39 protein-coding genes are annotated in these 24334 nt (G+C 34.1%); 8 read left to right on the forward strand and 31 right to left on the reverse strand.

Features of this window, described 5'->3' with window-relative positions; all coding sequences use genetic code 11:
* Position 1: 1 nt before the first annotated feature.
* The 13 genes from G9F74_RS00555 to G9F74_RS00615 form a co-directional block, all read right to left on the reverse strand.
* The gene (locus G9F74_RS00555) at positions 2 to 598 is read right to left on the reverse strand and encodes a major tail protein (protein WP_016108987.1); all 597 of its coding nucleotides are present in this window, start codon (positions 596 to 598) and stop codon (positions 2 to 4) included.
* Positions 599 to 928: a hypothetical protein gene (locus G9F74_RS00560; protein ID WP_016108988.1), complete on the reverse strand. Its 330-nt coding sequence runs from the start codon at positions 926 to 928 to the stop codon at positions 599 to 601. It abuts the gene before it with no gap.
* Entirely contained in the window at positions 925 to 1269 is a 345-nt protein-coding gene (locus tag G9F74_RS00565; RefSeq protein ID WP_016108989.1) for an HK97 gp10 family phage protein, read from the reverse strand. Before G9F74_RS00565 ends, G9F74_RS00560 begins: the two co-directional genes overlap by 4 nt.
* Position 1270: 1 nt before the next feature.
* The gene (locus G9F74_RS00570; protein WP_016108990.1) at positions 1271 to 1621 is read right to left on the reverse strand and encodes a phage head closure protein; all 351 of its coding nucleotides are present in this window, start codon (positions 1619 to 1621) and stop codon (positions 1271 to 1273) included.
* Position 1622: 1 nt separating this feature from the next.
* Positions 1623 to 1916 carry a hypothetical protein gene (locus tag G9F74_RS00575; protein ID WP_016108991.1) on the reverse strand — a complete coding sequence of 98 codons (294 nt, stop codon included), beginning with the start codon at positions 1914 to 1916 and terminating at the stop codon, positions 1623 to 1625.
* 11 nt (positions 1917 to 1927) lie between these two features.
* Entirely contained in the window at positions 1928 to 3085 is a 1158-nt protein-coding gene (locus tag G9F74_RS00580; protein ID WP_016108992.1) for a phage major capsid protein, read from the reverse strand.
* Between the two features lie 43 nt (positions 3086 to 3128).
* Positions 3129 to 3905 carry a head maturation protease, ClpP-related gene (locus tag G9F74_RS00585; RefSeq protein WP_016108993.1) on the reverse strand — a complete coding sequence of 259 codons (777 nt, stop codon included), beginning with the start codon at positions 3903 to 3905 and terminating at the stop codon, positions 3129 to 3131.
* On the reverse strand, positions 3889 to 5052 hold the full coding sequence (locus G9F74_RS00590; RefSeq protein ID WP_033668552.1) for a phage portal protein: 1164 nt from the start codon (positions 5050 to 5052) through the stop codon (positions 3889 to 3891). The genes G9F74_RS00585 and G9F74_RS00590 overlap by 17 nt, the downstream gene beginning before the upstream one ends.
* Positions 5053 to 5060: 8 nt before the next feature.
* The gene (locus tag G9F74_RS00595; protein WP_016108995.1) at positions 5061 to 6719 is read right to left on the reverse strand and encodes a terminase TerL endonuclease subunit; all 1659 of its coding nucleotides are present in this window, start codon (positions 6717 to 6719) and stop codon (positions 5061 to 5063) included.
* A complete protein-coding gene (locus G9F74_RS00600) occupies positions 6716 to 7051 on the reverse strand; it encodes a P27 family phage terminase small subunit (RefSeq protein ID WP_016108996.1) in 336 nt (111 codons plus the stop codon). The genes G9F74_RS00595 and G9F74_RS00600 overlap by 4 nt, the downstream gene beginning before the upstream one ends.
* 152 nt (positions 7052 to 7203) lie before the next feature.
* Positions 7204 to 7539: an HNH endonuclease gene (locus G9F74_RS00605; protein ID WP_001008143.1), complete on the reverse strand. Its 336-nt coding sequence runs from the start codon at positions 7537 to 7539 to the stop codon at positions 7204 to 7206.
* Positions 7540 to 7771: 232 nt separating this feature from the next.
* Positions 7772 to 7942, reverse strand: coding sequence for a hypothetical protein (locus tag G9F74_RS00610; RefSeq protein ID WP_000344287.1), 171 nt, complete (start codon positions 7940 to 7942; stop codon positions 7772 to 7774).
* A gap of 241 nt (positions 7943 to 8183) precedes the next feature.
* Positions 8184 to 8699, reverse strand: a complete 516-nt coding sequence (locus G9F74_RS00615; RefSeq protein ID WP_033668553.1) for a DUF3231 family protein — start codon at positions 8697 to 8699, stop codon at positions 8184 to 8186.
* Positions 8700 to 9045: 346 nt separating this feature from the next.
* Between G9F74_RS00615 and G9F74_RS00620 the strand changes: the two genes are divergently transcribed.
* Both G9F74_RS00620 and G9F74_RS00625 read left to right on the forward strand, forming a co-directional pair.
* Positions 9046 to 9375 carry a WGxxGxxG family protein gene (locus G9F74_RS00620; protein ID WP_000728240.1) on the forward strand — a complete coding sequence of 110 codons (330 nt, stop codon included), beginning with the start codon at positions 9046 to 9048 and terminating at the stop codon, positions 9373 to 9375.
* Between the two features lie 764 nt (positions 9376 to 10139).
* On the forward strand, positions 10140 to 10340 hold the full coding sequence (locus tag G9F74_RS00625; RefSeq protein ID WP_000434816.1) for a cold-shock protein: 201 nt from the start codon (positions 10140 to 10142) through the stop codon (positions 10338 to 10340).
* A 454-nt stretch (positions 10341 to 10794) separates the two neighbouring features.
* Here G9F74_RS00625 and G9F74_RS00630 read toward each other — a convergent pair whose 3' ends face one another.
* The 7 genes from G9F74_RS00630 to G9F74_RS00655 form a co-directional block, all read right to left on the reverse strand.
* Positions 10795 to 11172 carry a hypothetical protein gene (locus G9F74_RS00630; protein ID WP_001001282.1) on the reverse strand — a complete coding sequence of 126 codons (378 nt, stop codon included), beginning with the start codon at positions 11170 to 11172 and terminating at the stop codon, positions 10795 to 10797.
* A gap of 389 nt (positions 11173 to 11561) precedes the next feature.
* Positions 11562 to 12104: a site-specific integrase gene (locus G9F74_RS00635; RefSeq protein WP_016108998.1), complete on the reverse strand. Its 543-nt coding sequence runs from the start codon at positions 12102 to 12104 to the stop codon at positions 11562 to 11564.
* The gene (locus G9F74_RS00640; RefSeq protein ID WP_016108999.1) at positions 12101 to 12586 is read right to left on the reverse strand and encodes an ArpU family phage packaging/lysis transcriptional regulator; all 486 of its coding nucleotides are present in this window, start codon (positions 12584 to 12586) and stop codon (positions 12101 to 12103) included. The genes G9F74_RS00635 and G9F74_RS00640 overlap by 4 nt, the downstream gene beginning before the upstream one ends.
* 26 nt (positions 12587 to 12612) lie before the next feature.
* A complete protein-coding gene (locus tag G9F74_RS00645; protein WP_016109000.1) occupies positions 12613 to 12783 on the reverse strand; it encodes a hypothetical protein in 171 nt (56 codons plus the stop codon).
* A 492-nt stretch (positions 12784 to 13275) separates the two neighbouring features.
* Positions 13276 to 13512 carry a hypothetical protein gene (locus tag G9F74_RS00650; RefSeq protein ID WP_016109002.1) on the reverse strand — a complete coding sequence of 79 codons (237 nt, stop codon included), beginning with the start codon at positions 13510 to 13512 and terminating at the stop codon, positions 13276 to 13278.
* 759 nt (positions 13513 to 14271) lie between these two features.
* Positions 14272 to 14394: a hypothetical protein gene (locus G9F74_RS29945; protein WP_000655798.1), complete on the reverse strand. Its 123-nt coding sequence runs from the start codon at positions 14392 to 14394 to the stop codon at positions 14272 to 14274.
* 458 nt (positions 14395 to 14852) lie between these two features.
* Positions 14853 to 15155 carry a hypothetical protein gene (locus G9F74_RS00655; RefSeq protein ID WP_016109003.1) on the reverse strand — a complete coding sequence of 101 codons (303 nt, stop codon included), beginning with the start codon at positions 15153 to 15155 and terminating at the stop codon, positions 14853 to 14855.
* A gap of 333 nt (positions 15156 to 15488) precedes the next feature.
* On the opposite strand from G9F74_RS00655, the gene G9F74_RS00660 reads away from it, so the two are divergent.
* Together G9F74_RS00660 and G9F74_RS00665 are read left to right on the forward strand one after the other, a co-directional pair.
* Positions 15489 to 15821 (forward strand): S-Ena type endospore appendage, encoded by a 333-nt coding sequence (locus tag G9F74_RS00660; protein WP_097872876.1) that lies wholly within the window; start codon positions 15489 to 15491, stop codon positions 15819 to 15821.
* 93 nt (positions 15822 to 15914) lie between these two features.
* The gene (locus tag G9F74_RS00665) at positions 15915 to 16325 is read left to right on the forward strand and encodes an S-Ena type endospore appendage (RefSeq protein WP_016109005.1); all 411 of its coding nucleotides are present in this window, start codon (positions 15915 to 15917) and stop codon (positions 16323 to 16325) included.
* Positions 16326 to 16622: 297 nt separating this feature from the next.
* On the opposite strand, the gene G9F74_RS00670 is transcribed toward G9F74_RS00665, so the two are convergent.
* From G9F74_RS00670 to G9F74_RS00695, 6 genes are all read right to left on the reverse strand, one after another.
* Positions 16623 to 16814 carry a DUF3954 domain-containing protein gene (locus G9F74_RS00670; RefSeq protein WP_000512851.1) on the reverse strand — a complete coding sequence of 64 codons (192 nt, stop codon included), beginning with the start codon at positions 16812 to 16814 and terminating at the stop codon, positions 16623 to 16625.
* A gap of 72 nt (positions 16815 to 16886) precedes the next feature.
* Positions 16887 to 17249 carry a hypothetical protein gene (locus G9F74_RS00675; protein ID WP_016109006.1) on the reverse strand — a complete coding sequence of 121 codons (363 nt, stop codon included), beginning with the start codon at positions 17247 to 17249 and terminating at the stop codon, positions 16887 to 16889.
* Entirely contained in the window at positions 17224 to 17412 is a 189-nt protein-coding gene (locus G9F74_RS00680; RefSeq protein WP_016109007.1) for a hypothetical protein, read from the reverse strand. Before G9F74_RS00680 ends, G9F74_RS00675 begins: the two co-directional genes overlap by 26 nt.
* Before the next feature lie 2 nt (positions 17413 to 17414).
* On the reverse strand, positions 17415 to 18737 hold the full coding sequence (dnaB, locus tag G9F74_RS00685) for a replicative DNA helicase (RefSeq protein WP_016109008.1): 1323 nt from the start codon (positions 18735 to 18737) through the stop codon (positions 17415 to 17417).
* Complete coding sequence (locus tag G9F74_RS00690; protein WP_016109009.1) at positions 18734 to 19684, reverse strand: DnaD domain-containing protein; 951 nt, start codon at positions 19682 to 19684, stop codon at positions 18734 to 18736. Before G9F74_RS00690 ends, dnaB begins: the two co-directional genes overlap by 4 nt.
* Before the next feature lie 279 nt (positions 19685 to 19963).
* Entirely contained in the window at positions 19964 to 20248 is a 285-nt protein-coding gene (locus G9F74_RS00695) for a hypothetical protein (RefSeq protein WP_016109011.1), read from the reverse strand.
* A gap of 188 nt (positions 20249 to 20436) precedes the next feature.
* Between G9F74_RS00695 and G9F74_RS00700 the strand changes: the two genes are divergently transcribed.
* Entirely contained in the window at positions 20437 to 20661 is a 225-nt protein-coding gene (locus G9F74_RS00700) for a hypothetical protein (protein ID WP_016109012.1), read from the forward strand.
* Here the strand turns inward: G9F74_RS00700 and G9F74_RS00705 are convergent.
* From G9F74_RS00705 to G9F74_RS00725, 5 genes are all read right to left on the reverse strand, one after another.
* Positions 20653 to 20862, reverse strand: coding sequence for a hypothetical protein (locus G9F74_RS00705; protein ID WP_000832648.1), 210 nt, complete (start codon positions 20860 to 20862; stop codon positions 20653 to 20655). The two genes, G9F74_RS00700 and G9F74_RS00705, sit on opposite strands and share 9 nt — an antisense overlap.
* Before the next feature lie 185 nt (positions 20863 to 21047).
* A complete protein-coding gene (locus G9F74_RS00710) occupies positions 21048 to 21269 on the reverse strand; it encodes a hypothetical protein (RefSeq protein ID WP_016109013.1) in 222 nt (73 codons plus the stop codon).
* Positions 21270 to 21282: 13 nt separating this feature from the next.
* Entirely contained in the window at positions 21283 to 21870 is a 588-nt protein-coding gene (locus G9F74_RS00715; protein WP_016109014.1) for a hypothetical protein, read from the reverse strand.
* A gap of 90 nt (positions 21871 to 21960) precedes the next feature.
* Complete coding sequence (locus tag G9F74_RS00720; RefSeq protein WP_016109015.1) at positions 21961 to 22209, reverse strand: hypothetical protein; 249 nt, start codon at positions 22207 to 22209, stop codon at positions 21961 to 21963.
* A 52-nt stretch (positions 22210 to 22261) separates the two neighbouring features.
* Entirely contained in the window at positions 22262 to 22450 is a 189-nt protein-coding gene (locus tag G9F74_RS00725) for a helix-turn-helix transcriptional regulator (RefSeq protein WP_001038780.1), read from the reverse strand.
* Positions 22451 to 22605: 155 nt separating this feature from the next.
* Here G9F74_RS00725 and G9F74_RS00730 point away from each other — a divergent pair, with 155 nt between their 5' ends.
* The 3 genes from G9F74_RS00730 to G9F74_RS00740 are packed head-to-tail and all read left to right on the forward strand — an operon-like array spanning position 22606 to position 24331.
* Positions 22606 to 23040, forward strand: coding sequence for a helix-turn-helix domain-containing protein (locus G9F74_RS00730; RefSeq protein WP_000946011.1), 435 nt, complete (start codon positions 22606 to 22608; stop codon positions 23038 to 23040).
* A 12-nt stretch (positions 23041 to 23052) separates the two neighbouring features.
* The gene (locus G9F74_RS00735) at positions 23053 to 23487 is read left to right on the forward strand and encodes an ImmA/IrrE family metallo-endopeptidase (protein WP_000403508.1); all 435 of its coding nucleotides are present in this window, start codon (positions 23053 to 23055) and stop codon (positions 23485 to 23487) included.
* A gap of 43 nt (positions 23488 to 23530) precedes the next feature.
* Positions 23531 to 24331, forward strand: coding sequence for a hypothetical protein (locus tag G9F74_RS00740; protein ID WP_000080598.1), 801 nt, complete (start codon positions 23531 to 23533; stop codon positions 24329 to 24331).
* The last annotated feature ends 3 nt before the right edge of the window (positions 24332 to 24334 follow it).

Consider the following 24334-nt stretch of genomic DNA (forward strand, 5'->3'; position numbering starts at 1 on the left):
ATTACGCTCCCTTTGGTGCTGCTGGTTTTTTAACGTACACTTCTTTGTACCAGTTATCGTAAATCGCTTGCGTTGTTTTAGAGGTTGTTTTTGTTTTAACCATTGGTCTTCCACCAGGCGCTAAAACAATTGGACTAGAAACAAATTTCAATTCATTTGTATTCGGTTCAGCTGAGTTTGTCTTTGTCTTAGATGCGATTGTCGGACGACTTGCTGCACAGTTATACATAACATGTCGTGTTGCGTTCACATCGCCATCGAATTCAAATAGTAATGCAAATGATTTTCCTTTGGCATCAGCTAATTCGTTTAAAACACCGTCTGTTTCATCTAATTGCTCGCCTAATGCATCGATAGCAAATTGCTCTGGAATAGTCGCAATTGATAGCGTTCCATCGTAACCTTGGTTATTACTTGCTGCATAGTAAAGCATGTCATCTGCATAGAACTCAATTAAATCACCACGTGGTTCAAAAGTTAATTCAACTCCACCAGGTAGTGGTATTGGTGTACCAAATTTCACTAAAAAATCTTGAACATCATATGGAACGTAATGTACATTCTTCAGACCAAACGTAACTTTATTTTCTTTATTCACTTACATCAACCTCGTTTCATAAATTTTTTGATACATTTTTTCAGATTCAATAAAAGTTCCATACGAGTCATAAGTAATTTCATGATCGTCTAGGACTTTTTCAAGTTTGGCTTCTGCAACTAAGTCTTTTTTAATTGTGTAAAGTTCTATATTTAAATCATTTATCTTGTGATAGACCTTGTTATCAGCCATGAGATTTGCTGATCCATCCACAAGAAAACAAATATAAGGTGGCGCGGGAACTGAATTATCTGGCGTTGCTGTGAAATGCGAATAAGCCACAGGATAACCGGTAGCTTCAAGAATTTTTGTTAATTCACCTAATGTCATTGTTGAGCCGCCCTTTCGATACGTCTTGGCAATTCGTCAATTACATACTCTTCAACTGGACGAATATGAACTTGTGCTGGAACTCGACCACCACCGACTTTCGCATGTCCCTTTTCTAAAAGATGCGTTAATTGTCCTTGCGTATTATGGAGAATAACACCATTACCTTCTTTTTTCTTACGCCATCCTTTACGATAAGCACCTGTTTTTTTAGGGCTTCCTTGCTTTAACTTACCAACAGCAATATCTCCCACTTCATCAATTTCATTTTCTAAGTTTTCTTCCACAACACGTGCATATCTTTGTAATTCTCTAGCAAGATCACTCGCAAAATCATTCATATCAAGTATGCTCCTTTGCGATAATAGTCAATGTTTGATACATTTCATCGTCATTCATTGGCGGTTCGATAATATCAAAGATGCGATTCTTCATTTTGATCCGCATTTCTTCTGTAATTCCCGATGTATAAGGGATTACAAAACGATAAATCCGAGTAGCTTGTGAAGCTGAAGCTTCAATATACTCAGAACCTTTTACCGTTTTTATCATTGCCCATGCTTTTTTTACTTCTTGCCAATCTGTTTCAATTGGCTGATTTAATTCATCTTTTATTACTACAGGTTGTTCGATGATAATTCGATTTCTACAATCTCCTGTATTCAGCGGTTTCTTGTACTGAAAAGAACGCATGTTAATCACCGTCCAATTTAATTTCTTCTAAAGCTTTTGCGATGCCAAAACTATTAATTTCAGTTAAAAAGTTCTTAGAAAAATACTCAAGTGCATCATTATAAACATAACGAGAACGCTCAAAAACTAATTCTTTGAACGTCTCATCTTCGTTTATGTCATACGCTCCACAATCTTTTATTAAAGCTTTTGTGGATGCAGAAAGGATGCGCTTTAGGTTATCATCTTCCTCATCCCCTAAGTGCATCCTATCTTTAAATTGCTGTAATATTTCATTTGAGATTACTATTTCCATTCAAATCACCCTTAGCTTACTGGAGTTTTAGGGACGAAAGAAATTTTTAAATCATAAACAAGAGCTGCTTTATTATCTTTTGATTTACCGTTAGCAAACTGTTTGATTGTATAAAGCGTAGCATCTTCAATTGCTAATGTTTGATCAAACTTTTTAAGCTTATATCCGCCAGCAATCGCTGCAAGATATTGTCCTTTTACAAAGAATAATGCTTTTCCAACAGGAACTTCTTCAGATTCAACAGTTTGAATGTTATAAGGCAACGCCATTACCCATTGACCATTAGGAGTTTGAATTGTGTTACGTGCTTGTACACCGATTGCATCCACAGGATTTACAACCATCACAATTTTATTTAATACTTTACGAGATTTTCCTTTTCCATCAACAGATAAAGCTTTTACCACTTCGTAAAGTTCACCAGCAATTACCTCACCATGTTCAGAAGGAGCAAATGTTAAAGTTCCAGATGATTTTTTATCAGTAACAGCGCCTGTAGTTGCATTTACATCTTTCATTAAACCTACAGGTTGATGTGCTACAGCTCCACCACCATTTACAAAACCAAACTCTAAACCTACTGAATAAGATTCTACTAATAAAGTTCGAACATAACGTTCAACCCATTCCGGCCCAAGTTCTAACATATCGTTCGGAATAGCAGCAAATGCAGTTAATTTAAGTTGACCAATTTGTTCTTGTCTAAATGCTGCATTAATTTGTCCTTTGATTTCACCGAATAATTCGCCCCAAGCATACGCTTTTGTCGCATCAGAATAAATAAATTTTGTAACTGCACCTAAATCTTGTAGACCTAAAGCATCAAGTAATGGATGTTCTTTAACTAAATCTTCAAATACGCGTTCTTGTGTAGTTACCGGAAGGATTGAACCGTCTTTAAATCCACCTTCTTGTACAACTGCATTGAAGAATTTTGTTTCTGCTGCTGTTAATACATTTTGACCGCGTTGTTGAAGAATAGAACGATCTAACATTTCATCATTTACTTGGTTACGGACTGTGTTAATTACATCCGTTTGCATCGCATCAAAGAAGCCTTCAAATGCTGCTGTTTGTTCTTGCTCTGTACTCTCTGCATTAGTTAAAGCATCCGTTAACTTTGCTTTCGCCTTATTGAATGCTTCAGATTTATTAAATTTAATCGTCATTATGTGTTTCCCCCATTTTTTATAATTTTATATTTTTATAAATTTATAAATTTAAAAGGAGCCCTTTAATCCCACTGTTTTTTACAGGTTTAGGATTCGGCTCCTTTGGTTGTTCTTCTATATTGTTTTGTAAATCATTCAGGATTTCGTTTTTTAACCCTGATAACGCTGCGTTTAAATCTTCTTTTGTAATCCCTTGGCCTTTGTTCATTGTTCCATTTCTAAAACCATCGATTACTTTCTGTGGAAGCATGGCAGAAGTCGCAGTTGACGCTGTCATTTTAACCTGATTATCCATAAACATGATTTCATCCACAAAATTATTTTCTAATGCTTGTTGTGGACCCATCCAAGTTTCTTCAGCCATCATATTAAGTAGTTCCTCTTCTGATTTCCCACTTTTAATGACATAGGCGTTTACAATCGCTCGATCTGTTGTTTTCAACATCTCAGCAGCCTTTTCCATATCACGATGATCTCCACCATTCCACATAGAAGCATTGTGAATCATAATTTGAGCTGTTGGAGAGATTCGAACTTTATCAGCACCCATCGCAATGAATGATGCTGCACTTGCCGCCAACCCAACAATTTGAGCTTCCACATGACCAGGATAATTTTTTAATGCTGTGTAAATCTCTGAACCTTCATTTACATAACCGCCAGGACTATTAATTGATACAACTAAGTCATCGCCATTTGCTTCATCAAGCGCTTTTGAAACCTTACCTGGGCTTGTAGCATCCATTTCAAACCAATCATAAATCCAAGCTTCATCATTAGAAATAATTGGCCCTTTAACGTCAATTTTCACCGTCATTTTCTTTCTCACCTCCTTCAGTTAAATGAGTTTCTGTATAGTTTTTGGTAATATAATGTTTGTTTAAATTCGGATCATTTGAAATATCATATCCTACTTCCAATCTAAGCTCATTACCTGTGAATGCACTAGAAGAAATGAGTTTATCGATACTTTCAGCAAGCTCAAATATACTCTGATAAGAAACGGATTTAATTTCAATTTTTTGACCTAAAAGATACTCTTCTTTTTCAAAAAATTTAACGTTTGCTTCATCTGAAATCTTTTTTAATAATGGTTTCACTGTGAAAAGCATATAATTTTTCGTTTGCTTCTCTACATCAGCCATTTCGCCATATAACAAAGCGGTCGGAATACCAAAAGCCATAGCTACTTGATTTAGAAAGCCATTCGTTACTTTGTTTATTTCATCCACACTTTGACCAGAATTTACACCACCTGATGTTTCTTCGTATTTAAATCCTGGTTGTTGTGGAATAATAGCAATATCATTTTCTCCAACAGCTTTATACATGTCATCTATAAAATTTTGGAGTTTTGCTTGATGGTCTTTACTCTTTGCAGCAAGCATGTCCATATCAACTGTGGCACGAATTTGATTTTTACGTTTTTGAGAGCTTAATATCCTACCGAATAAATCACCATAATCAGCAAAAAGCCCATCAATAAGCGGTGATAACTTGTCATTACGATATCTTAAATGAATGACTTCACTTTGTTTAAAACTTCTCTTAAACTGATAATCTTTTACGGTGACATTTGTAAAAGTATCTTCAAACACAGCGTACTCATTATGTTCAAAGTCATCAGCGATAAGTAGATCACCATCATCTGCTTGTATAATTAAAGCTTCATTATCATAAATAAGTTTGTAAATGAACTGTTCCCAAAAGGTACTTGCTGTCATATTCTTATTGGGCCTAACATTTAATCGGTAATAAAGCTCATCTTTTTCGAATTTCCCACCGTTTTTTACTCTGAATTCTGATTGACTAATTGTCCTTCCTAAAAATGATATACAGGTATCAATCGCTATTCGCTTCATGTGGACTCTATTTGCCTTTTCAATAAACATTTCCACATCAAACATAAATCCTAACTCACTATTTCTTTTAAATACCGCATCCAGCCATCCAATGATTATCACCCCCTTTATTAGAATTTAATACCATCTAGCATAAAATCAAATTCATCCACAAGAACGTTATCCGCTTGCCATAATGCATGGATAAAAGCTTGGAATCCATCTGTTTTTCGCTTGAATTCATCTTTTTTCAGATATTCTTTGTTACCGTCTTTTTTGATGTGGACGTAGACGTTATTGGTGTACCAACGCATTAATGGATTATCACCAAAGATAATGCGATTGTTTGCAAATAATGTTTCAACTCGTGGAGCTAAAAGGGAATGAATTGCTTTTGGATTACGAATGTATAACAATATGAAACCTTCAGCTTCAAGTGCTGATTTAACAAGATCAAGACGGAACGTATCAGCTACAATCGTATTAAACCCGTATAACTCACGCATTTTTACAAACCAATCTACAATGTGAGAGATATTAATGACTGGTTCATCTAGAATAGTAAGCAATCCTTGTTCTTCCCATTCTTTAATAGGTACTTTTAATTTCACTTTGTCCAAAAAGCCTTTTCTTACAAATGAATGTGATTTCCAAATGTAATCCTCACCATGTTTAAACAGTAATCCGACTGATGCAAAGTCCTTGATGCTGGCGAAGTCGAGGCCGCCCACAGCAGTTTTGTGTCTTAGATCTGGAACTTCTCTAAGCGTTACTCCATCTTCTTCATAACCAGTACGCATGATTTCCTCCCACGGAGCTACAGACTTTGTTAAATCTGTTTCGGGATAATTCATCCGTTTTGTTATAAATTCTTCACGGTTTGAAGGATTATTTTCTAATTGTTTATATTGAGTTAATACCTTTTTAAATAATTGTTTAGCGTAAGAACTTCTCGGCTCGCTAAACATAGGATTCGCTTTTTCCCACACATCAGGATTATCAATTTCTTCTGGATTATCGATCTTGCAGATGAAGGGAAACAATGGGTCTTCTAAATCTTTGCCTTTTAGAATATTCATCGCTCGCTCTTTCGTCTTGTCTAAGAACCCATCGCGAACAAAACCATCTGTACCAATAAAAAATTCTCTAGCATTTGGCACTTTTCCAAGTCCACTAGAGAATACATTTACTACATCAAAGTTTTCATATCGATGTATTTCATCGTAAATAACACAACCGTCACGAAGTCCATCCTTAGAACCAGCATTAGATGTATGATATTGCATAATGCTTTGAGTATCGTTACTCAGTATCTCTACCTTAGTTCGATAAAACATATCTTCTAGTATTTCTTTTCCTTTAATAGCATCATAGACTTCACGAAAAGAAACTTTAGCTTGCTTCTCGTTGTTAGCCACAATTGAAACATTGTAGCGTTCTATCCCGTGTAGTGGACTAATAAAGAAATGACATAATGATGAAATCAAACCATTTTTACCGCCACCACGAGCCATCATAATTAGAAACTGCTCGTAAAAAACCGAATCGTCTTCTTCATAAAAAAGAAAAACAAATGCGGTTAAAAACTTCTGAAATGGTTGTAATTCAAAATACCATTTTTCTGTAAACTTTATATAATCATCATGCATTTCATTATCGAAATACAGATCATCACGTATTAAAATGTATTTCTCTAGGTAATCAATTAGCATTATGCGCTCTTTATTTAGCTTAATTTTTCCCACTCGATACATTTCAATATATTTAGTTACATATTCATTTTGAATCATGTTAAATCTCTAGCAGAGCGCACAGGTTTTGAAGGAACTTTCTTTTCTTCTGCCGATGCTTCTAATCCAAGTGCATCTAAAATCTTTATCATCCGATCGTTAGTTTTATGTAAATCATTAATAGAAGGGTTGGATTTCGGACCGTGCATGCCGGATACCTTTATTCCTGTTTCTTCAATATCATCAACAAGAATACATTTTAAATCCCAAAGCGATAAATAATCTTGAATTAAGTCAACATAATGATTACCTACAATCTTTTTTTCTTTCAATTGATTTATTAAATCCTTTTCAATCCTTTTTCTCATTGTTTCACGCTTAACTCTAGCCACAATATCCCTCCCTTCTGATTTACATCGTTTTCCAATTTGATATAACGCGCGAATTTGCTTATAAATTTAGAAAATCGACCCCCTCCTCCGGTGCCCCTTAGACGAAAAAAAGCCCAATTCTTGAACCGGGGGGTGTTATTTCTGTTTTATTTTCACCATTTCTCATCATGTTCCCATTTATTTTGTTTCTTTTCGTAAACTCTTCCGTGTTCTTTGTTATGACAATTCACGCAAACCGTTTCAAGATTGTCTATATCTAATGCTAACTCTGGATGATGTTCTAGTTCTTTTATATGATGGACAACGAGCTGTATCTTCTTACGCTTTGCACTCTCACTGTATTCATTGGTATCTGTTTGAACTCGACCATTACGCTTGCACTCTTGACACTCATAGTTGTCGCGCTTCTTTACTGGTTCTCGTATGCTCTTCCACTCACCACAGTCATAGAACTTACGCTTCTGTTGTTTGGTTTTGTACTCATTCATTATGCCTTTACCTCAATCACTCCCGTATCAATTCTTTTCTCACGATGTTGAATATCAAGGCACTTTTCGCAGTAAAATGTAGCCGAAACATCTACCTCAAAATGTCTGGTATCAGAATAATAAGTAGTAGTCTCACTTTCTAACAGCTGGTATCTATGCTCACACATTATCCTCGCTCCTTACCTAAAAATAAAAAGCACCCGAATGGATGCTTTTTTCATTAATTATTAATCTATACTTCAATTACGGTAAATGAAGTTTTATCCTTCTTCCAATCACCTAATGTTGTTATATCATCTACGCCAATATTATTAAGTAACTGGAAGAAGAGCAAAAGCCCTTCTCCGTCTACACAACGTGAATTGCAATTGAATGTGAAAACAAGAAACAATTGTTCATCCAATCTACAACCACCGCCACCGGTCATGACGATCCATTTTCAGTTATCATGAATCTTGTGAGCGTTGTTTTCCGCCACTACTCACAATACAAATATAACATGCTAATTCCAAAACAACCGGCACATTTACTGCCAAAAAACGGTCACGATTCTGCCATTTATTTTAATTCGCTAATAACCTTTATTTTCCTAGATTACCTCACTGCAACAGCTACATTGAATAAATTGAACTTTCTTTCAATAACTATGCTTGATCGGATTGTAGAACATGTAATGGAGGCGGAATAATCCAACCTTTTTTCTTATTCAGACGAAGTAATATAGCTCCAGCTTGTGCTTTTTTCATATGAAATTGACCAAACATCATTCCAACATCTTCTCGAAGAGATTGTCCCATAGCTTGACTACATGCTACTAAGCCAGTAGCAAGATCCATAGAAACTTTAGCTGCAATTTCTGCATCATTAATACGAGCACCAGGAGGAATCGTTTCAATAGATGCAACTGGTCTTTCTGGAGGTGCTGGTGGTAATGCAACACCATTCAATTTCAAGATATTTTTTAATTCTTCAACTTCTGATTGGATATCATTCTCTACAAGGTTCTCTAAAAATTTCTTTAAATCCTCGTCCCCTGTATGGTTAATAAGAACTTGATATCCAGCAATCGCGCCTTGTGCCGCTGCAAGATAACTCCAAATCCCAAAGACTTCTCCGTAGTGCATTGGTTCATTTTGTGGATTTCCACTTAAAATACCCATAAAAATATTCCTCCTTAAAGAAATTAGACTTTCAGCAACAATACTTACTATAGAAAAAATTTTCCCAATCATGTTCTTGATTAAAGAAAATAAGTTCTTATAACTCATAAGGAACACCTTACCCAAATATAGTAATTACCTCTCATAGAATGTACCGTTACCAAAAATTTATGCTTATAAAGAATAAATACATTTCAATTAACTTAATCCATTATTATTAAGTATTTTTAATAATAAAAATTAAAGATACTTATCATAATTTGAATTCAAATGGTTTTATATATTTTCAACCGAATATTGTCTTTAGGAACTGGAGACATTACTAAATACGAAAGGAGGGAAAACCATGAAGAAAAAACTTACATCTATTTTAGGTGCCCTATTACTAACTATTACGGTTTTTGGTACAAGCATCCATGCTGAATACGATGGATATAATACGAATAGAGTTAACAATAATAATACTACAACTCGAGTTAATGACTATAACACGAATAGAGTTAATGACTATAACATGAATAGAGTTAATAATGATGTGAGAACTCGAAATGTAAATACGACAAATGATTTAAATGATAATCGTAATAAAAATAATAATTGGACTTGGCTTGGTTTATTGGGACTACTAGGATTATTTGGTCTTAGAAAAAAAGACAAAGATCCAGAAACACGTTAATGTAGAACATTGTATTTAATTTTAAAAGATATTTATTTATCAAAAGAATGCAAAATGAATACATTATGAATCGCCTTTAATAAGGCGATTTTTTATTTTTTAAAATCAATAAGAATCACAATAAACAGATGCTATTAATCGGAAACAATGAATTTCTTAATTTTATAGTAATAGAGCATTACATCTATTTGACGAACTACGCTCCTTTTTTATGCCTTTTCTTCACTTACCCATATCTTATATTGTGTGTAACTGACCCCTTCGCTGAATCCCTTGGTATCATTGATTTCATTTAATTTTCTCTTTTGAGTTACATAGTACGAAAATTATGAGTAACTGTATAGGGATACCACCAGCATTTTGCAAAATAACCTACGCTATGCGGAAAAATAAAATAAGCTGCCCATATGGACAGCTTATTTACATAATTATCGTTATCAAAAGTAAAATTCAACTCGAAAATAGCGAATTTTATCAGTTGTTGAATGTTTGAAAAAAATCAAACCAATGATATTGTTGAGATCCTTTGGCAATTTCTTGCTGTGATGACTATCATAGTGACTTTTTCTCCAGCAACAACTATTAGTAGCTAATTACCATAAGGACTTATTTTTGAAATTTGCTATTTTTTAGAAAGTGTGTTAATTTAAGAAAGACCTATTTTTGTTTGGCTTGAGATTAAGAATAAATTTTGTTTTTCGTCTAAGGTATTTGAGCAAGGGTAGTAACATATGTGTGGGTATCCACACTAGGAGGCAACAATTATGGAACAAGGTAAAGTAAAATGGTTTAATGCAGACAAAGGTTTTGGATTCATCGAGCGTGAAGGTGGAGAAGACGTATTCGTACATTTCTCAGCTATCCAAATCGACGGTTTCAAATCTTTAGACGAAGGACAAAGTGTAACGTTTGAAGTAGAAAAAGGACAACGTGGCCTACAAGCTACTAATGTTCAAAAAGCTTAATATTAGCTGATGAAAGACCTTCTTGTAGGGTCTTTTTTTTATTTTGTTACAATATTCCGAATACAACTTTTTCAAGGGGATTTTAGGTGCTTAACTTTTAATAAAAAAGAAGATGTTAGAAATCATAGTTGTAGCATTATGGGCTTTTTCTTTTAGTTATCTTACAATTATATTAGGAATACCCAAAAACCGATTATATATAGTTGTAGGATTTTCAATCTTATTTGTTGGTGGAATTTTGATTGTGCATCTATTTCAAAATAAGAATAAAAATGGAAAATAATTTTGTTTGATTGTATATCTCATACATGTCTCATTATTGGTAGTTAATACATCTAGAAATCTACAAAAATATCCTCCAGTCAATTACTCTGGAGGATATTCATATTTACATACTCATTCTTAAAAGAAGCCACACAAAATGAAACCTCTTTAGCTCCCAAAAGGCTTACTCTTATCTATTAATAACTGTACATCGTCTTGCTCCTCTACAGATTAAACGCTCGGCTTCTCTTAATGAAATTGGAACAAGTACAGCTTCATCAACATCGTCTTCTACATCAAAAACCGCAAATGCTTCCCCACCCACGATTAAAACACAAATGAATTCTACTTCTAAATCATCATGGGACCTAGGAATACAATTAGAAATAGTACAACGTTGAATACCTCCTGCTAACAATGTTCTAGCTTCTTGCTCAGATATTCGAATAAAAACAAATTCCTCTATGGCTACATTTCCAAATTCCACTTCAATTTCTACTAGAAGAAAGAATCTGTTTCTAATTCTCACTATACAATTTGCCCCAATTGAAATAATATCTTCATTCATTCTTTTCACCTCCTTTAATACTATATAATTCATAAAGAGGTGAAATGGTGTGGACAAGCAAACAAAAGAGTTGTTTTTTTGAAATGTGAGACATCAGTTAACAACTATCATCAAAAAAAACAGAAAAAACAACCTACACAACAGGAAGTTTTTTCTGTTTTTAGTCTGTATACGATATTCAAATTTAGTTAACATAACGTCTCATTTTTGGTAGCAAGAAACCTTCTTTTTTTGTTCTATGGATCTATGCATTTTTTATACATTCCTATCCTAGCGAGGTTTTAGGGTTCTTGTTTGTTACTGGAACTGTATAAAATCTTGCATACTCTTAGCGTAGTTTTTTTCCAAAATACTGCGATACCCCTAGATAAAAAAGAAATAAGCAATGATTAGATTTTAAACCTAGTCATTGCTTTATCCATTGCATCTTGGTTTACACCTATATAACGTAACGTGACCTTCTCTGATGAGTGATTGAATATCTCCATAAGTAATGCTATGTTTTTTGTTTGCATGTACATGTGATACCCGTATGTTTTTCTTAATGTATGTGTTCCGATTTCATCTAATCCAAACTCTGCCGCTGCTCCACTTAATATCTTATATGCCATGCTACGACCAATCGGACGATTCCTACCTTGTCTACTTTGTAATAGGTACTCATTATCTTCTCTTTTTTCAATAAACCATTTAAGTTCTCTTTTCAGTGCTACAGTAATTTGTATTCGTTTCTGTTTCCCTGTTTTCTTTTCTCTCATAGATATATGACTACCTTTGACATCTCCTACCTTCAATTTCAAAATGTCCGAGATTCTCAGGCCTGTATTGATTCCCATAATAAAGAGAATGTAATTACGTAAGCTCTTTTCCTTAAAATATTCTTTTAACTGCTGTATTTGCTCTGGATCACGTATTGGCTGAACAAAATTCATTGTTCATTACCTCCAGTTTCTTCAGTTTCATAAACTTCTAATCTAAGAGCAAAAGCAAGTTTATAAAACACTCTAGCTTTAACGCGTCGATAAGTACGCTCGCTCATGCCAAGTTCGTTATACACCATATAATCACATACATCTTCATCTTCTAAATAACGCTTAATAATAATGTTTCTTTGGTCCTTTCCAGCACTCCCATTTCCTAAACGACTTAGAAATTGATCAATACAAAATGATGTTTGCTTAATCCACTCTTCTCGTTTACTTTGTTGTATATTAGCCATTGCAACATCTTCTAATGGCTTTCCTACATCATTTGTAGGTCCGTGATATCTAATTTCATAAGAAGGAGTGACTTTCATTTCTTCACGCATCATTCCAAACTGCCTATATAAACGTACACTTTCCAGAACACCTTCTAATTTTTTCTGCGTTGCTGCTCTATCGATTTTTGGTAAGAAAGATAATTGTTTAGTCATGTAAGACCACTCCTTTTTATTTTTTATTACTTTTGTCTTAATGCTCCGCGTCTACGTTCATAACAAGGTCTATGCATCCCCATTAAATCCTCAATTTCACGAGTGCTTAACTTCTCTTTTCGTTTTTTCTTAGTTTTCTTTTTTGTTTGATTTGATTGCTTTTTCCATTCACATAATTGATCTCTTAACACCCTCATCTCCCCATCTCCCTTTTCAAAATAAAAAGGACACCTATTCGTAAAACAGCCTTAATTGCCGCTTTAATGAATTGGTGTCCTCTAGTTTTCTAGCCGGACTATATTCTGTTTGCTTTACTCTAAAAGGATTATTGTGTTAAGTTTCTACAAAATGGTGATTAGTATATAATTGAATTATTAAAATATTAGGTGGTGATGCAAATGACTGAAACAATCCAAATTGCTCTTTTCACTCTTGTAGGAATAAGTGCCATCTTTTCTGTAATTAAAGAATTCCAAAAACCAGAAAAAAGAAAGTTTTGAATTACATTCGAAACTTTAATTCTGATCGGAGCAGCCTGGATGTTAATAGGACTTCTCATGTAATCTACATACTTAGTAACCCTCTGAATAAAACTCAACATTCCGTCAATACTGTAGACAACCCATTAAGTTACTTTCTCCTTGTTCCCCCTTGGAGGACCGAGCAGTTAGCTTTTGCTAGCTGCTTTTTTATGTTAGTGACGAATCCATTAGTAATGTTGTATTTTTACTTGAATGAAAATCACAAGCTGCTTCAAAATATTCTTTACCACCATGTTTTATAGCCGATGTTATATATTTACCAAAAGCTATATTCTTTTTAACTTCTTCCGCTCTCCCCTCTGCCATAACACCTGCAATCGTATTACCTGCAACTTCAGTGTGATAAATTTCATACGCCTTTTTCTCGCTTTCTGCTGCAACCATAGCCCAATATTCATGCTCGAATAAATTTCTAAACCTTGTCCATACTATAAATGCACTTGAGTTCTGAACTTCCTTCTTAATGCTTTTCTGGAGAGCAGTTAGCTTTTGCTAGCTGCTCTTTTGTTTTTTTATCACTTTTTCAATTTAAAGCTCATATATTATTTTGAAGCAAAAAATCACTGCTTCTCAAATGAAAAAAGGTATTCTTTTTTCATTCATTTAACTAACTTAATTAGCTCCTCTCTGAAGAGCACTGTTCAAAGGTGCTCTTTTTATTCATCCGAATAATCCTCACAATTCTATACATACTACCTGTAAGCAGCTTTTTTAACAGTGATTGCAGCTTGGAACCTTTCGGCAGTTAGCTTTTGCTAGCTGCTCTTTTGTTTCGTTCCTCCTCCTGTTTCTTAAAGACATCTTTACTCCTTTTTGAATAAAATTAATAATTCAGCATATAATATCTATGCATCTAGATCATGACCTTTGTGTCGAGCAGTTAGTAGACTGGGCTAACTGCTCTTTTATTTGTAACAAAATGAAATTTTTATTAGATTATTTTCGCATAACATTTACAACTCTGTTCATACTATAGTTGTAATTCGCAATTACAACAGCAACATTTGATAAGCACCGTTTTCATTTCTTACCAGGACAGCTAGCTAATCATGCTAGCTGTTTTATTGTATAAAATGAAGTTTTTATTAAAAACCGAACATTATCCTTAAACAGCAGCTGCAAGTATTAATCAAATTCCGAACATTAAGCTTCATATTCATAAAACATATTGTTTGCGATCATCCAATTTTCACGTTCTGCCTGTGCAATCATTTCTTGTTCCGCTTCAATATCTAAACGCTCTTGCTCATTCCAAGTGTCTTTCATTTTATATTCTCCCTTTCTAATAAAATAGCGTTTTTGTTCAAAATAATGACCTTACCCATTTGGACACATTTACCAGTATTTTTACCAAAAAATTCATGATATGGTTATTTAGTCGAGTACGTCATTACTTGACAATTACCCTTAGGAACCCCGCAGACAAACGGGGTTTCTTTTATTCAAATCAAAATTCCCTTAAAAACTTCTCACATTTAAATCGGACAAGCATATGTTATTGTATGGAAGCTTTCCATTCATAGCATTCTACCTTTCTTATTTGAGAGCACACTTATATGTGTGCTCTTTTTTATTTAAGATAAAATAACGATTTTTTTATAAAATTTCACCTATCTAAAAAACATACATACAATATCTTGGGTATCCTTTTTCAACATTAGTTTTGGTCAGAGCGCCTTCCTCTCAAGGTGCTCTTTAATTTTCAAATAAGGATTTTGTAGTAATTACCACTCATCATGCATACGAATAATTTCTAGTTGTTCCTGCGTTATTTCCATATCAACCGGATCATAGTGTTTCTTAATAAATTCCACATCATTATTAAATGGAAGGCTTTCCATGAACTTATAAAAGTTTTGTACATCCTCTTCAGTTGGCTTTTTAAAATCTGTTTTTATGATGTGAAGAGCATCAGTGATTTCTTGTGTGTCTAAAAACTCATCGCTCCAGTCACCGCAATCCGGGCCATTACATAAGTAACGGTTTTCTTTATTTTTAGCTTTAAATACAATTGTTGGTATTTTCATTCTTCATTCCCCCTTTGTTCATATTTTTGTAACACCTGTACAAGAATTTGTGTGTTAAACTAAGCTCATTCGAAGAAGTCATTGGTTATTGGCCCGAAAATTCTTGATACCCTATCCCCTGCCCTAGCTCCCCTTGCTAGGGCTTTATTATTTTCCATTCAAATAACTATTTTGTAATAAATTACTCTTAATAAAATCCTCTTGTTACAATTATCCCTTTAATTAAAATTACTCCCTATGAGCCGTGCCCCCTTAATAGAAACAAGCATCTAATAAGGTGAAGTATTTTTATATTTCGATAAGTATTATTTAACAAATGAAAGGATGTTGTATATGTGTTGTTGTCCAGACCCTCAGTTTGTCTCTGTTTCTACATGCAATTCTTTCACGACAACAGGAGGTGATGTAGTTGGTGGAGCTACAGTATTTAACAATACTGGAGGTCCAGTTCTTTCCGGCTATGTCACTCTTACTAATAACCCTGCAAGTGGTGCAATTACTGCCTTTTTAGCAAACAATGGTACAAATATTATTGGCCCAATAACTCCAGGTAATAGCCAAACTGTGTTTGTGTCAAACATAGGAACATTGGTTGCTTTTTCTGGCACCGCTGGTCAACCTGTTAGTGGTAGAGTTTGTGTTGAAGCTGCACGTCAAGTAGCTTAGATTGTAAGAAAAAGATATTAATTCATTTTGGATTTAATATCTTTTTCTTAATTTATATACAACGCTTATACTATTGAAATGAGGCATTATATTATGAAAAAAAATTCTTTGGATTTTAAATATCTATTTCCAATACCCTGTGCTTTTCCAGTCCCAATCTGTGATTCATTACCAATACCAAAAGAAAAACAAAAACTTGTATGTAATGAAATTTGTGGTAACTTTCTACTTAATGACAACCATACCTTTCTAGAAGTTTGGGAAAAGAGAATTGAACAACCTGTTACTGCTACTGTCACAGTCTTTAACAGTTTACAAAGTTCACTAATTGAAGTTAGCGTACAACAAAGCATGAGTAAGTCCATCCTTTTCATAGTCCCTCCTGGAAATTCAATTTCCAAAACAATTGAAGATACCCAATCAGTTACTATCCGTCTCTTAGAACCTGGCAGTGCAAGCGGAAAATTCTGTTTAGATATACATTTCACTATAAAGTCCCTATAAATATTGAAGGGGCTTATACATACTCCCAAAAACCTCTTCCTTTTTCTTAATAAAATTCAAATTGTATGAAATTCTAACCACCAAAAATCCTCTTCATTAAAATCTGACACATTACCACAAACATCACATTCACCATAGTAGCCAATAAATTCACCGTCACCATGTTCATCAATCTTTTACATTTTGTGTACCGTAACCTTATTACACTTCACACAATTTATACCTGAATCAAACTTTTCTAAGATAACTGGTTTTATCATTTGAATCCTCCCTTTTTCATACAAAATTCAAATTTGATTAAAGTAACTGTGTTTTTCGTTCTTCCATACGAATTACTTTTCCACTTTGATATACAAATGATTGTTCCCCAAATCCACCTTGAGGTGGTTCTATTAGCTGAACCTGACCATTTTTAACAATATATATTCCGTTTATTTTCAAATCTATTTCAGCTGTCATTTCAACAAGATTTTCTTTTCTAATCCCCACCAAAATCACTCCCATATGTTATAATTACTTTGTCGAAGTAAGTTGAGAGTGATCTCAGCTTTTTTTATTTGTCTATAAATATCGCACAACATTTTCTGGAACAAATGGTTGTTCAAGTGACAAATGGAGCCGTATTGGAATCGGCTTTTTTTCATCCCTTGCTTGCTTACACATTTTTTCTGCCTCTTCCCATACAAATTGTTTATCCTCCACTCGCTTATAACGCCAAATCCCAATTGTATAATCCTCAAATAATTCGTAACGTTCATCAGGCGCTGTCGTTGGTTTTAATTCATCAATCGCTTTGGCTTGACGTGGTATTTGCACAATCACATCTGCATACCGTAATTTTGAATTCAAACGGTGAATATGAGCTTTCTTAGGATCAAATGATACAACCGGTTCCACGTCAAAAATTGTTAATTGCTTTGGCATTGTTTTTCCCCTCCAATACCTGCAAGCTTGCAATTAAGATTCCTTCAAGCTGCGTTAACGTTAATTGATCTAATGTTTGTCCGTTAATTTCAGCTAATCCTAATCCCAATAGTTTACGAATGATTGCTAGTTTTCTACGTTCTACTTCCTGACGTAACAACATAATCAAGCCTCCTGTTGTTGAATGAACTGTCTCTCTAAATTTACAAACTTACTAAATTCTTTAATGAATGCTAGTTCTACAACACCAACTGGGCCATTCCTCTGTTTCGCTAAAATAATTTCCGTTATATTTTTATTTTCTGTCTCGCGGTCATAGTAATCTTCACGGTATAAGAATGCTATTAAATCTGCATCTTGCTCAATTTGACCATTTTCACGTAAATCTGATAGCAACGGTCTCTTATCTTGCCTACTTTCTACAGCACGACTTAACTGTGATAATGCAACTACACATACATTTAATTCTCTTGCCATCAGTTTTAACTTACGACTAATCTCACCGATTTCTTGCATGCGGTTCCCTCTATGCTTTGGATCTCCCACAATAAGCTGCAAATAATCAATTGCGATTAACACCTTTTTATCAGGGTACTTACGTTTTAGTTTCCTAGCCTTTGCGTAAATCTCTTGCATTGTTACATTTGCTTTATCGTAAATTTCTAATGGCAAATCATTAATTAATCCCATCGCTTGACTAATCTTTTCCCAATCCTTTAAATTACATAGCTTCTTAGGATTTTTTAATTTCGTAGCATCTATATTTCCGGTACTTGAAATCATACGTTTAAGCAACTGCTCTTCTCCCATCTCTAGTGAAAAGATTCCTGTTGCTGTATGGGCACTTGCTGCATGAAAAGCGACGTTTAATACAAATGCTGTTTTCCCCATTGAAGGCCGGGCACCAACAATAATTAAATCGCCTTCTTGTAATCCTGCTGTCATTCTGTTCAAGTCGTCATAACCAGTTGGTATACCGGTTAAATCTCCTACATCGATTTGCATGTTCTTATACAAATCAACTAGGGTTTCCTTTAAATTAAATTCATCTGAATAACCTGTTTCCTCAATGGCGCTTAACTCATCAATCGAAGTACTAATAGCGCTCATATCTCTTTCTTGCTGAAGACGATTATATAAATTACCAGCAACCTCTTGAGCATGTCTCATTTTCCAAGCTTCGATAATTAAACCTTCGTGATACGAAAAGTTTTTCGTCGTTGGAACAACTTCAGTTAAGTTTACAAAGAACGCAATACCACCAATTTGATTTATAAAACTGTCTTCAAATTTCCCAATGAGAGCGACAAGGTCTATCGGGACTTCGGCATCCTCTAATTCTCTCATCGCCTTGAAAATCACTTGGTGCGTTGGTGAAGAAAACTGTTTTACCTTTAGCTGACAATCTTTAATTAAATCGCCTTCTTCGATAATGCTACCTAAAACGCTTTGTTCAGCTTCTACATTACGAATCATATCGTTACTCATTGGGCCAACCACGTATTCTGTTGGTTAAGTACTGCAAGTTCTTCTTCTGTTGGAATGTTCTGCTCCCATGCTTGTTGCTGCTGTATTACGTTTTTAGTAGATTCCGATAAACCTTTTTGTTGATAAGGAGCTTGAATATTTGGTTGCCCCTTTGCTAATCGTTGATCACGAAATGCTTTATCAGCTGCTTCCACATCCATTATTGTTTTCACTCCCTTAAGATGCCAATCTCTTAAAATCGTATTTACGTAATTCATGTTTCTTGTATTTTTCTCTAAAGCGATTTCCATAGCTTTTACAACAAGCTCTGCATTTAAATCATCTATCCATGCATGAATACCATCTGCAATAAAAGGTGTAATCAGTCCGAAGTTTTGTTCGTAAAAAGAAATTGGATTAACCTCAACAACTTCTTCCGCGCTTGCGCGTTCTTCTTGTTGTTGTTCTTTTTCTTGTTCTTTTTCTTTTTCTTCTTCCTTGCTAGGGTCTTGGAAGCCCCTTATAAGCCCCTCCAAACGGACTGATAAATACCCCTTAATACGAGGTATTTTGAAATCTTGTTCACGTTCTAATTGCAAACATGTTTCATAGAAATCAGCTAAAAAATCTTGGTCCTTCACAGATTGAATCTCTTTTAAAACACACTTTTCAATGTTTACATTTTTAATCGGATTGAATTTCAACCAGTTGATTAAGAACAACTCTTTTGTTTTTTGGTTGTAATTAATTTTTCCGTACTCAGCAAAACGTTCTAATAGCTTCATAACAGTTTCACGGTTATATCCTGTATCAGTTTCAATGATACGAAGTGGAAGCTCATAGATTCCTGATTGAGACGTCTTACTATTTGTCATCAAATATAAGTAGAAATACTTCTCCTCCGGTGTAAGATCTAAAACAAATGAATCCTGCCAAAATGAAACATGTACTGGTCTATAAACTGCCATATTATTTATCCTCCCGTTTACATATCGCGAATCCGTCCTCTACACGTAATAAGCGATAATTCTTGTATCCTGTTTTGAGATATTGGTTTACTAAGTAAATTAAGTGTTGCGTTGATGTTGCTCGTTGAAACACTTTAGGGTTCAGCAACACTCTATGTAATGACTTGTCTAAAAGCATGCAACACACCCCTTTGTTATACGAATGCTAATTTGATATAATTAATCCTAAGATCTTTTGCAAAGCTACTTTTCTATCACTCTGCCAAGTGATAGATTTTTTTATTTTCTCCGTGTTACTAACGAAGCGTTAACTCCTCTTGCTCTTAAATCTTTAATCACTACGCGATAACTCATCGATGCCTCATGTTCCTCTTTTGTATCACGAAGCATTTTAAATTCCCTCATACATCGCTCCAGCTCTTCTTCCCAGTGATTTGATTCTTCGGTTGATTCTGCATTAAACATGTTATGAATACATGCACTCATACAGTTATGAAGTTTATTAGCGAATGAGAAATCTCCTGGAAGAACTAGATCATGAAGACGATTGTTTTTATCATTCATAAATTACATCTCCTTTCTAATTAAATTAATGCTGTACGCATCGTTACGACCAGAAAGGAACATTGTAGGGGTATGGAAGGAACAATCCCTTTCTGGTCATAACGACAAGCACAACGCTTGTCTAATTACTTAAAATATCTAAAAACCTATTATTTTGGTATAATCTCCCATAGAGGGAGGTGTTACATATGAAAGACATTGTATTTACTTTAGAATTTGATGACGACATAGCTAACTCACGTGCCAATGATTATTTAGAACAAGGTTGGACGCTATTGCATGTTGGTACAAAGCTAATCGACATCTATAACGAGCAAGCATACTACAACACTACTTATGTTGTAGGTGCTAACCAAGAGCAATACGACAAGTACAAAGAAGAGTTAGAAGAAGATAACCTCAGTTTAATTTAATGATTTTTCACAAGAACTATTAATAACTCTTTTATAAAGCTCTTCATCTACCACATGAAGAGCTTTATTTACTTCCACATAACTCAAACTACTATTCAAACATGCCGTCTTAATTATCTTCACTAACTCGACCGCTCCTGATTTGAGATCTTCTCTCCTAACACTTGTTGGTTGTCCGTCTGTTAATTGAACCCTTTTCATCTTTACTTTCCTCCCTCATACAGTTTTAACTGATGCTGTACGCATCGTTACAACCAGAAAGGAACATTGTAGGGGTATGGGAGGAACAATCCCCTTTCTGGTCATAACGACAAGCACAGTGGCTTGTCCAAATGATTTATATAATGTTATAATTGCTTTACGATATTTTTCAGAGCTACTGTTGTCTAGGCGGTAGCTTTTTCTTTTGCCCATTTATGTTTCAAAATGAATGATGCTTCGATAATTTTGATTCGAATCTCCAACAATTTCTTCTCTTGTTTTAACTCAACTGATTTTGAATCCTCATTAAGTAATTCTGCTATTTTAATTTCACCAGTTAGCTTTGCATCATAGCGTATTAGTTCCTTATATTCTCTTAAACTTGGTTTCTTATAATCTACTGTCATTTTTCTTCCTCCTTTACAGCACCTTTGTTAAAGTCATTAAGCTATCCACCGATTGAATAATAACGTTCTCTGACATAGCCTTTTGCAACCAACTTCTTTGTATTTGTTCCATAATGCCAAAATGAACTTGTTCAAGAGCTTGTACTACACACTGAGTAGCTTGGATTGTATCGAAGATTTCTTTTGCATGAACTGTGTATTCATGTTTCTTCTTTTCATCCAGCTTCCATGACCTTGTGGCAACTTGTAAGTTCATGATTTCCTTCGCTGCCGCAATCCCCTCTTCAGCTTGTTTAATGTAGTTCATCAATTGTAGATTTACATCTTGAGTTAAACGTGGATCTGTAGGCGGTAACCCAACCCCATAAATATGTTTAATCGCTTGTTGATTCAACTTTGCTCCTGTTGCATGACACCAATCCATCGCAAGTTCAAATTCTGGTTTAGAAAGTCCAGATTCAATTCGGGTTAATCGTTCATGTGTAATACCAAGGTACTTAGATAACCCTTTCTTCGTTTTCAGCTGAACATTATCACAACATTCTCTAGCATTCTGTAATAATTCCCCTATTGCTGAATTGCAGTATATGCTTGTTCCCATATCTGTTCGCCTCCATATTTAGTTTTCAAATGGTTACAATGAATTTAGTACATATGTAACTTGTCTATTATTCATGTAAAAAGAGAGGAACTATTCCTCAATGTTTTCTTTCACTTGTATTTCTTTGATGATGGCCCAACCAGCCTTATAATACGCTTGACGGATTTTATCAATATCCTTTTGTGATTTTGGCTCAGGAGCCACAACATGGACTTTCGTTTTTCCAAATTCATAAGTCGCCGCATATTCTTCTTGTTGGCTCATGGTGTCACCTCTTGAAGTGCTTTTTATATGTTTATGCGACGAATCTGTTGGTACTGCCATGTTAGTTGATGGCATTTTCTCACCTACCTTCAATCCATTTTGTATAAGATTCTTGTACTTATATACATCAAATTAAATCTTTTATATCACGACCAAGAATAGCGGCTAATCTAATTGCCTTTTCAAGATTTGGATTACTATAACCATTTTCCCAATTACTTATTGTAGATTTTGTAACTTGCATTCTATTTGCAATATCTTGCTGCGTTAACTTACTTTTTTTCCTAGCTTTAATTAATTTGATGTTTTTGTTCACCGTATCGCTCCTTGTATAAGTATTTTGTACTTTAATTATAAGTATAAGATTCTTGTACGTCAATACATTTGTACAATTATCTTGTACAAAGTTTTACAATCTATCTATATAAGGTACAATATCTTTGTACTTTTTATTAACGGGAGGTGCTAAAAATGTTGAGACAAAGATTAAAAGAAACGCGTAAAACGCGTAAACTCACTCAACAAGAATTAGCCGATAAAGTAAATACCACTAAAGGAACCATTAGTAACTATGAGAATGGCCATAGCACTCCCTCAAACGAAATGCTAAAAGATTTAGCAAATGTTTTAGGAGTAACAACAGATTATTTATTAGGAAGAGAAGATGAATCAAGAGTATCCAATACGCTTCCTGATTTAAACAAAAAGGATACTCGTGATATTGCTCGTGACCTAGAAAAAACTTTAAAAGACTTAGAAAATAGCGAAGATGCTTTAATGTTTGACGGAGAACCAATAGACGATCATACCAAAGAAATGATTCGTATTTCTCTAGAAAACTCCATGCGTATGGCAAAGCAATTAGCAAAACAAAAATTCACTCCAAATAAGTATAAAAAAGATTGAATGGAGCGAGAAATGGAAATAAAAAAATACGTACTCCAAATCGTAAAAAAACACGGCACAACAAACCCCTTTGAAATTACTAAACGAAAAAACATTATAGTGTTGTTTGAAGACCTTGGGAATACTCTTGGTTTTTACAACACTTATAAACGCTTTAAATTCATTCATATCAATAATAGGATTGACGAAATCACCCAACGCTTTGTGTGTGCTCATGAACTAGGACATGCCCTATTACACCCAAAAGCTAACACCCCATTTTTAAGAAATAAAACTCTATACTCTGTAGATCGATTAGAAATTGAAGCAAATACATTTGCTGTGGAATTGTTACTCTCTGATGAAATGATTTCCGAATATAAGAATACGAATCTATCTATTCAAGAAGTTGCGGAAATCCATGGGATTCCACAGGAGTTTGCTCGTTTAAAAGCTTACATCAATTAAATTATTATAAAATAATTTAATAATATATAGGAGGAGTAAAAAAATGTCCCAATTATTAACACTTATTAAAAATAACTTAACATCATTTATCGCCATCGTTACATTAGTTATCCCTATTTTAACCTATTCTGGAAAAACTACATTTGACTTAGGTTTCGAGGAAAGACACACTAAATTTATCGCCAAATGCATAAAATTTTTCATATCAACAGTTATAATGTACTCCCTATTCCAAATTGGATCAATTGTTATTTCTCTAACTATAATACCTTTAAAAATTAATGCTACTATCTATAATATTTTAGTTTTTACTGATGCTATTGCATTTCTATTTGTTGCTCTATATTGGATGCTTAGTATGGTGAAGTTTATTACACCAAAAAAACATGTAATTCTTTTAAAAGTTTTATCGTTTTTCACTAAAAAATCTGGTTTTATTATGTATACTATTGTTTTTGTTGGAAGCATATTAATTCAATCATTTGCTTGGAAACCACTTGTCTCTAAAGTTATTAATGGAAATTTCAACATCGATTTTACTTTAGATTTAATCCAGAACCTTTTTATTTCCCCTCTGATTTTAACATTCGTCTTACTAGCTATTTTATTTCTTCATAGAATTAATCAGGGAAAAGATAACCCTTACTTTTATGCGATGAAGATACTAGATTATAGTGAAATCAAAAATAAAGAGTTAATCCACCTTTACTCAAGAAAGGTTAATGAGTGGGTCTTTGTCAAAAAAGAAGATTTCCATTCACAAAAAATTCTCTATTTATATGAGAAGGATAAAGAAAAATGGTATGAATTCACTAAAACAGAAATTTCGAATCCGAATAATTAATAT

Source organism: Bacillus sp. EKM202B, from assembly GCF_011066025.1.
GTDB classification, from domain to species: domain Bacteria; phylum Bacillota; class Bacilli; order Bacillales; family Bacillaceae_G; genus Bacillus_A; species Bacillus_A toyonensis.